Here is a 2226-nt window from a genome sequence, read left to right as displayed (position 1 = left end):
AAAATCCTTTGCCGCAGCTGTAGGAGCAGGACAAGACAAAATTATCCTTTTGGTTCTTGACCGCGCTGGATGGCATATGAGCGAGAAAGTTGAGTTACCATTAGGCATCTTTTTTGAGCCTTTACCTCCTTACTCTCCCGAATTACAACCAGCCGAGAGACTTTGGGCTTTGGCTGATGAGCCTTTGGTCAACAAGAGCTTTGAAACTCTTGATGCTTTGGAAGTGGTTCTCGCTCAACGCTGTCATGTTCTTGCACAAATGCAACCTCAAATTCAAGCTTTGACTAACTATCATTGGTGGCCAGATCCAGAAGTTTTCAAGGCTGGTTAAAACCTCTTTGTATACAATGGCTAATAACTACGGATTTGGTATCATTTGTATCCCTTTTCGATTGTAAAGTAGCTGTTTAAATAAATAGCCTTTTGAATCCTCTATGATTAATGTATCCCATAAATTAGACCACCAAGAGAGTTTTTTACTTAAACTTTCGGCAATCAATGACCGAATATAATTGATTTTAATAAAAATTTCCTCGGATTGAATCAGTTGATAATTGGGTTGGAAATATCGTTGAATCAGTTGATATATATTTAAAGTATTTTTATCAATTTTAATTTCTTCTATACACGTCAGTGTTCGTTGACGAGATCTTTTGTTCATTTTTTCATATAGCCAAACTTGACAAGTTTGATAGTAGTCGCTTTCGGATTGAATGTCGTCCAGGCTGTAATATAGTAATCCAGCCTCACCAATGCTACTTACATGAAGTTGTTTGACCTCTAATTTCTGTAATCGTCGTCTCCTTTGAGAAGCTTCTTCAAAATTGTTAATTTCTGGAATCACTACAAGGTAGCGATGAGGTTTCTTTACCTTTAAATCTTCGCAAAGAAGATGAAGTAAACAATAGTGACAAACTACTGGTACAAATAATAATGCAAAGGCGTATTCAGGTTTCTCTTGCAGTTTTGTGGTACTTTGTATTTGAGCATGGCGGACAATTCCTCCTAAATACAACCAACTGGTTATAGAAACATAATCATGTTTTAGCTGCTGAGTCTCTTTTTCGGATAACTCTTCTGCAAAGGTTTGATGTACATACCATGCTAGGGATTTGTATTGATACTCAACCTGTCGATCTTCAATGTTGAGTTGGATTTTTACTAACTTTTCTGTTTGATAAAACTTGTTATGTCGCAGGAAAATAGCGCAGATTCCCTCATGAAGATGGATTTTCTGTCTTAAATCTATCTCATTATTTTCTAATCCCACTAAATGAACTAAACCATTATCATCTAGTTGAAACGATTCTTTAATCAACCAAGTTAGGGCTACTAAATCATTTCCTTTCCAAAATAATTTAATGGTATCAACAGTTAACGACCATGATAGATATTCTGCACGTTGACGACAATCTGGATATTTTTCTTCTAATCGCTTCAAGGTCATGTATAGTCCTGTCATTCCTGCACGGTGCATCATTGTTGTATTTGAAGCATACAGAGATAGGAAAATTTTTGGTCGAGTGGCTGTCATGTGATTTCCTCGACTTCCTTGAGGCGAGTCGCAGGAACAAATACCCCACACATCATCTTCCGCTTTCCTCCAATTCCCCGTGCTTGAATCGTCAAAGAATCTTCTATGTTAAGTTCACTGATTTTTACGCCAAATCCCCTTACCTTAAATTGCTTTTCCTGTTTACTGATAGTCAGTTGTCGGCGTTGAGGCGTTCCATCTTGTCGGGTGAGGAGTTCAACCTTTCCCTGTATCTCCAACTCATTTAATTGTCGCTGAACCGCTTCAATAAAAGTAAAAGGCTCTTGAAATCCTTTAATAACTACTAATCGAGAATAGAGACTTTCCGAAGGAAGCAAAGGTTGATAGTCAGGAATATTCAATTGATAGGTGTGTTGACTAATCTGAAAAGTTTGAGCCGTTAAATAAGGATAAATTAAAGGAATTTGTTGATGGTGAATTCTAATTTTTAGACGAGATTGATAGTTGAGTATAAGAAAATGATTACTGGTCGGATTTCCAGTAATAGGATGAATTCCTACAGAATTAAGTTCATGAAGGGGAGGACAAATACGGCATAAAGCAGAGTAAACAAGATAACCATTATCCAGAGGTATTGGTTCGCCTTTGATTTTAAAAACTAGGGCGTGTCTGCAAACATAAATCATAACCAAATTGTTATCGCTGCGATCACTAACATAGCTAAGTAATTG

3 protein-coding genes are annotated in these 2226 nt (G+C 37.0%); 1 reads left to right on the top strand and 2 read right to left on the bottom strand.

Annotated features, from left to right (window positions below; genetic code table 11):
• The coding region (locus C7H19_RS25015) for a transposase (protein ID WP_181280643.1) at positions 1-331 on the top strand (331 nt) is incomplete at its 5' end.
• A gap of 27 nt (positions 332-358) precedes the next feature.
• Here the strand turns inward: C7H19_RS25015 and cas8a1 are convergent.
• Positions 359-1534: a type I-MYXAN CRISPR-associated Cas8a1/Cmx1 gene (gene cas8a1, locus C7H19_RS25010; protein WP_106459610.1), complete on the bottom strand. Its 1176-nt coding sequence runs from the start codon at positions 1532-1534 to the stop codon at positions 359-361.
• A partial coding sequence (cas6, locus tag C7H19_RS25005) for a type I-MYXAN CRISPR-associated protein Cas6/Cmx6 (protein WP_342752324.1) occupies positions 1531-2226 on the bottom strand: 696 nt, incomplete at its 5' end. The genes cas8a1 and cas6, both read right to left, overlap by 4 nt.

The sequence above is a fragment of the Aphanothece hegewaldii CCALA 016 genome, assembly GCF_003007785.1.
Classification (GTDB): Bacteria; Cyanobacteriota; Cyanobacteriia; order Cyanobacteriales; family Microcystaceae; genus Chroococcus; species Chroococcus hegewaldii.
Note: the sequence above shows the minus strand (reverse complement) of the source record. Positions and strands in the feature narration are given on the sequence as shown.